A 4,862-nucleotide genomic window follows, 5' to 3' on the forward strand; every position below is an offset into this window, starting at 1 on the left:
CAGTCAGAGTTGTTTTACCATGGTCAACGTGGCCGATAGTACCGACGTTGACGTGCGGTTTTGTACGTTCAAATTTTTCTTTAGACATCGATTGTCCCTCTAAGACACGGATAAATCGGTGATATCACCACATCAACCAGGCTAAAGCCTGAATTTGTTGAATGCTTTAACAGAAGAAAAACAGGAAGGATAAAGGAGGTGGTGCTGATAGGCAGATTCGAACTGCCGACCTCACCCTTACCAAGGGTGCGCTCTACCAACTGAGCTATATCAGCACATCTGGAGCGGGCAGTGGGAATCGAACCCACATCATCAGCTTGGAAGGCTGAGGTAATAGCCATTATACGATGCCCGCATCCTGGAACTCGGCTACCTGCTTGAATTCTGTATTACCCTGAGGAAAGGCTCCTCAGTATTCGAGTCGACTAGTTGGATCTCGTCGCCTCTGGCTACGCATAACGTCGCCTTAAAATGGTGGTGGGGGAAGGATTCGAACCTTCGAAGTCGATGACGGCAGATTTACAGTCTGCTCCCTTTGGCCGCTCGGGAACCCCACCAAGCACTTGATGGTGCCGACTACCGGAATCGAACTGGTGACCTACTGATTACAAGTCAGTTGCTCTACCTACTGAGCTAAGTCGGCATCAAGTAGCGCGCATTCTAGGAACACCGGCTCCGCGATGCAACAAAAAAATTAAAGAAAATGCACTACCGCTTATATTTTGCGCGATAGCTCGTAAAACTGGCGGATTAATCAGCATTTCAGCGTAATTCTGGTACGTCTAATTCGGGAACAATTAGCATCCGCCCCCTTATGTACTCATCTTGTGCACCTATCACGTGTAAACCGCCCTCTTCTAATGCTTCTCGCTTCACAAATCAGCGTCACTTGCTTTGAAATGGCGTTTACATCTACTTCTAAGGGTTTGGATCGCTTCTCGCTTTCTAGAGGGATATCCAGACAGAGGGGGAGTGTTATGAAAATTGTTCTTTTAAATGCCGCCACATTGCCTGCGTACTATTGAGGACCTGGAGAATCGATGTTGGATTCAATTGAGAGCGGTACTTCCGTGGGCTATCAGCCAGGAACTTCACGTGAAGATGCCGACAATGCATTTTACCACTTGCGTGGAGCACTTGATTAGGGGGTGTACTAATGTGGTTTGCTCGCGAAAAACGCGGTCTATTGGGCTCCGTACAACTTGAACTCTGTAGTGAATCAGATGGATTAAATCGTGCCATCTTTAAATCGTTACTCATTAATCGACACGCACACAGACATGGCATAGATAAACAGCTTACCGCAGCTATAGAAAAAGCAGCCATTGCGTATCACCGAGATTTGTTGTGCCACACCCGCCGAAGCATTCTATCGTGCTCAAAGCTATCGATATCTGGGTGGGTTACCTGACTATATCCGTTCCTCAGATGGTTTTTATCATCCCGCCGTCATTTACTACAAACGCTTATTTGCTGTTAATCAATTTATCCAGCGCATAGCGTGTTAGAGCGCTGGAACAACGTGATGCTTTCCTCTGAAAGCATCACCACTTTGTTTTTTTCTTATTATTCTCCCCCATCTGATGTTACCCTCCTGCGCATTGTGAAAAGTAATATACGTTGCACGCCTTTGATTACCTGAGATGAGTATCCTTTTCTCAGTCTGCGTACTACGTTCATTTTTGTCCTGAATTACAGGCAGAAGCATGCTTATGAGTAATAAAGAGCAAATGTTGACGACTCCTTATATGCAGTTCAACCGAAGCCAATGGGCAGCCTTGCGCGACTCGGTCCCGATGACACTGACCGAAGGTGAAATCGCTAGGTTGAAAGGTATCAATGAGGATCTTTCTTTAGAGGAAGTGGCTGAAATTTATTTGCCACTTTCACGTCTATTGAATTTTTATATCAGTTCAAACTTACGCCGTCAGGCTGTGTTAGAGCAATTTCTAGGCACTAATGGTCAGCGTATTCCCTACGTCATTAGTATCGCTGGCAGCGTCGCGGTAGGTAAAAGTACCACAGCTCGCGTGCTGCAAGCCTTGCTCAGTCGCTGGCCTGAACACCGTCGCGTGGAGTTGATTACTACGGATGGTTTTCTGCATCCGAATAAAGTGTTGAAAGAACGCAATCTGATGAAGAAGAAGGGATTCCCGCAATCCTACGATATGCATCGTCTTGTGAAGTTCGTTTCTGATATTAAATCAGGGGCGCCGAATGTGACCGCTCCGGTTTATTCTCACCTTATTTATGATGTGATACCTGATGGCGATAAAACGGTTGCTCAACCCGACATTTTAATTCTCGAAGGATTAAATGTTTTGCAAAGCGGTATGGATTACCCACACGATCCACATCATGTATTTGTATCAGATTTTGTCGATTTTTCTATTTATGTCGATGCACCTGAAGACCTATTGCAAGATTGGTATATCACACGATTCCTGAAGTTTCGTGAAGGTGCATTTACCGACCCAGACTCTTATTTTCACAGTTATGCAAAACTGTCAGAAGATGAGGCAGTTAATGTCGCATTACAGCTTTGGAAAGAGATCAACTGGCTGAATTTAAAAGAAAACATCCTCCCTACGCGTGAGCGCGCAAGTCTGATTATGACGAAAAGTGCAAATCATGAAGTTGGGTGTGTCAGGCTCAGGAAATAAAAATGGGGATTTCATCCCCCATTTTTATTAACTTATGCCACGTAATGATATTTCGCCACCTACCCAAGGCTTTATGACACCATCTTGTTCTAACAACAAACCACCTTGTTCATTAATTCCTCTTGAAATACCATGAATCTCTTTATCACCAATAATTAATTTCACCTGACGGTTAATGAAATTATCTAGCAATTTCCAGCGAGGGAGAAAAGGAGTTAAGCCTTCATCTTCAAATATATATAATGCCTTGCGTAACTCTTTTATTATTCTGATAGCTAATGCATTACGGTCTATATTAATTCCTGCTTCTTGAAGGTTAATCCAGCTTTGATTAATGACATCAGTCGCAACATTACGCATAGCGAGGTTGATACCTGCACCAATAACAATTTGTGCAGCATCACCTGTTTTTCCGGTTAGTTCAACCAGAATACCCGCGAGCTTGCGATCGTTGAGGTACAGATCATTTGGCCACTTAACTCTGACACTTTCAGCACCCAACTCTTGCAGCACTTCAGCCATCACAATCCCGATGACAAGGCTCAAACCAACCGTAGCCGCGGGACCTTGTTCAAGCCGCCAGTACATAGAAAGATAAAGATTGGCACCGAAAGGTGAAAACCACTGGCGCCCTCGGCGGCCACGACCAGCCTGCTGATATTCAGCAATACAGGCATCTCCAGACTGAAGTGTTTCAAGCCTATCGAGCAAATACTGATTAGTAGAATCAATAACCGGTAGCACCGCGACTGAACCCGTCTCAATTTGAGATTTTATCAGTTCTTCATCCAATAACTGAATAGGGTCTGGAAGACTATAGCCTTTTCCTGGCACCGTAAAAACATCCACTCCCCAATCTCTTAGGGTTTGAATATGTTTATTTATGGCCGCACGGCTCATACCGAGCTTCTCGCCCAGGTGCTCGCCAGAGTGAAACTCGCCATCGGCTAAGATACTAATCAGTGTTAGAGGTATTTTGTTGTCTTTCATGCAATAGTCTCCACAGCGCTAACCTCACCATGTGTTCCAATGAAACGAACCTCTGGTTCCAGCCACACATTAAATTTTTCCCCAACACACTGGCGAACATAATGGGCTAGATCCACAACATTTTGGCTGGACGCACCATCTTCATTGATCAATACCAATGCTTGCTGTTTATGAACTGCGGCACCACCAAGCTTATGACCTTTCAATTTGCACTGATCAATTAACCAACCCGCAGCAAGCTTCACCGAACCATCAGGTTGAGGATAGTGTGGAATAGCAGCGAAAGATGAAAGTAACTCGGCTGCTTGTCTGGCTGTAATAACGGGATTCTTAAAAAAGCTACCAGCGTTACCGTTAATACGTGGATCCGGAAGTTTGGTCGTCCGCATGAGGCAAACAGCATCGAAAACTTCCTGTGGAGTGACATTCGTGGCGTCAAGACGAGCTAAATCACCATAAGTTAGCACTGGTTGCCATAATTTTGGTAAACGCAATCCTATGGCAATAATCGCATAGTGATTCTGATATTCATGTTTAAAAATACTGTCACGATAACCAAACTGGCACTGTGAATTATCGAGACGATGCATTTCACCGCTAATTAAGTCGACACAATCGACATAATGACAGATGTTTTTTAACTCAACGCCGTATGCACCAATATTCTGAATAGGTGAAGACCCCGCACAACCGGGAATCAAAGCCAAGTTTTCAAGTCCTGGCATGCCGTGTTGTAAGGTATATTCAACCAGTTGGTGCCAGTTTTCACCTGCGCCAACATGCAGATGCCAGGCATCATCTTCTTCTGTAACTTGTATACCGGCAATGCGGTTGATAATTGCAGTACCAGAATAATCTTCAAGAAAGAGAACGTTACTTCCCTCACCCAAAATCAATACCGGCATCTTTTCGGCTACAGTCTCACTCCAGGCATCTTTTAGCTGCTGTACTGTTTCAGCAATAACAATACGCGAAGCAGTAGCCTGAATACCAAATGTGTTGAAAGGTTTAAGAGAGGTGCTCATGTTGGGTATCTTTCCTGAGTTTAAACCCGGTTAGTTTACCTTATAAGAGGGGGGTTGGCTTCCGTAGTGGGGTATATGTGGGGTTTATCGTATAAATTGCAGACAGCAAAAAGCCCTGTACGTCAGTACAGGGCTTTCCACTTATTTGGAGCCTGGCAGTTCCCTACTCTCGCATGGGGAGACC

The 4,862-nt window shown here is 44.7% G+C and carries 4 protein-coding genes and 4 tRNA genes; 1 reads left to right on the plus strand and 7 read right to left on the minus strand.

From position 1 onward, the window contains the following. The 5 genes from FH968_RS23140 to FH968_RS23160 all read right to left on the minus strand — a co-directional run. The coding region (locus FH968_RS23140; protein WP_002436303.1) for a GTP-binding protein at positions 1-88 on the minus strand (88 nt) is incomplete at its 3' end. A 111-nt stretch (positions 89-199) separates the two neighbouring features. After that, positions 200-275 (minus strand) — tRNA-Thr (locus tag FH968_RS23145). A gap of 5 nt (positions 276-280) precedes the next feature. Further along, positions 281-355 (minus strand) — tRNA-Gly (locus tag FH968_RS23150). Between the two features lie 117 nt (positions 356-472). Then, a tRNA-Tyr gene (locus FH968_RS23155) sits at positions 473-557 on the minus strand. A gap of 10 nt (positions 558-567) precedes the next feature. Beyond that, positions 568-643: transfer RNA gene (locus FH968_RS23160), tRNA-Thr, on the minus strand. Between the two features lie 1,069 nt (positions 644-1,712). On the opposite strand from FH968_RS23160, the gene coaA reads away from it, so the two are divergent. After that, a complete protein-coding gene (coaA, locus tag FH968_RS23170; RefSeq protein ID WP_223271382.1) occupies positions 1,713-2,663 on the plus strand; it encodes a type I pantothenate kinase in 951 nt (316 codons plus the stop codon). A 27-nt stretch (positions 2,664-2,690) separates the two neighbouring features. Here the strand turns inward: coaA and birA are convergent, their stop codons facing one another. Together birA and murB are read right to left on the minus strand one after the other, a co-directional pair. Beyond that, positions 2,691-3,653, minus strand: a complete 963-nt coding sequence (gene birA, locus FH968_RS23175) for a bifunctional biotin--[acetyl-CoA-carboxylase] ligase/biotin operon repressor BirA (RefSeq protein WP_139883778.1) — start codon at positions 3,651-3,653, stop codon at positions 2,691-2,693. Continuing rightward, on the minus strand, positions 3,650-4,678 hold the full coding sequence (gene murB, locus FH968_RS23180) for a UDP-N-acetylmuramate dehydrogenase (protein ID WP_139883780.1): 1,029 nt from the start codon (positions 4,676-4,678) through the stop codon (positions 3,650-3,652). The genes birA and murB overlap by 4 nt, the downstream gene beginning before the upstream one ends. Positions 4,679-4,862: the final 184 nt, after the last annotated feature.

The organism is Buttiauxella sp. B2 (genome assembly GCF_006376615.1).
Taxonomy (GTDB): Bacteria; Pseudomonadota; Gammaproteobacteria; order Enterobacterales; family Enterobacteriaceae; genus Buttiauxella.

Coding starts and splice junctions, on each gene's coding strand:
- coaA (WP_223271382.1), top strand. CDS start 1,713: ATGAGTAATAAAGAGCAAATGTTGACGACTCCTTATATGCAGTTCAAC.
- birA (WP_139883778.1), bottom strand. CDS start 3,653: ATGAAAGACAACAAAATACCTCTAACACTGATTAGTATCTTAGCCGAT.
- murB (WP_139883780.1), bottom strand. CDS start 4,678: ATGAGCACCTCTCTTAAACCTTTCAACACATTTGGTATTCAGGCTACT.